Origin of the sequence: Kocuria sabuli (assembly GCF_040981185.1) — a bacterium.
In the GTDB taxonomy this organism is placed as follows: Bacteria; Actinomycetota; Actinomycetes; order Actinomycetales; family Micrococcaceae; genus Kocuria; species Kocuria sabuli.
In genome coordinates, this window is sequence record NZ_JAVHZE010000073.1 from 1 (window position 1) to 732 (window position 732).

At 52.9% G+C, this 732-nt stretch carries 1 protein-coding gene; it reads right to left on the reverse strand.

Annotation, left to right across the window (positions count from 1 at the left end):
- The coding region (gene gpJ, locus RE027_RS17940; RefSeq protein ID WP_438612451.1) for a TipJ family phage tail tip protein at positions 1-732 on the reverse strand (732 nt) is incomplete at both ends.

The following is a 732-nucleotide window of genomic DNA, read 5'->3' on the forward strand; positions in this document are numbered from 1 at the left end:
GACCTGATAAAGCGTCCATTTATCGATGTTAGCAGCAGTCAAACGGTGACCGAGGCCGAACCGGTCAGAAACAACCAGATCGTAAATTATCCACGCAGGGTTATCCGTCCATGCCCACTTAAACGCCCCGGTCCATGTCCCGCTGTAAGAGCGGGTTTCCGGGTCGTAAGTATCAGGAACCCGAATAACGCGGCCACGAGGCTCACAGGAGATCTGAGGTATAGAACCATTAAACTGGCTGGAGTCGAATTCAATGTACAGCAGCGCGGTGTTCGGATATCGCAATTTCGCATCAATCACCTCAGTGAAGCTCTGTAGCGTCATCGTGTCGCCGATTTTCGCGCTGTTGGCGTCAGCGGTAATTTTGCGTAGTCTGATTGTCCAGGTGCTGCCCACCTGAGGTAAATCAATACGGTGGCTACGCTCATAACCTGAGGTCGTTTTCCCGGTCACACTGGTATTGAGGACTGTCTGCCATGTCCCGCCGTCCGTCTGCAAGTCAATCGCATAATTAACCGAGTAACCAACCAGATCGCCATCGTCCTCCTGCTTGAAAAGCGATGGCCATTTCAGGCGTAAACGAACCGCTGAAAGCTGTGTATTGGTGAAGGTTCGTGTCCACGCTGTAGCGCTCGTTACCTCGGTTCCCACGCTGATTTCGTTTTCGGTACCGGGAATGCCCTGAATGTACTTCTGGGCCTGTGTACCCGCGCGAAATTCCCACGTAACGCC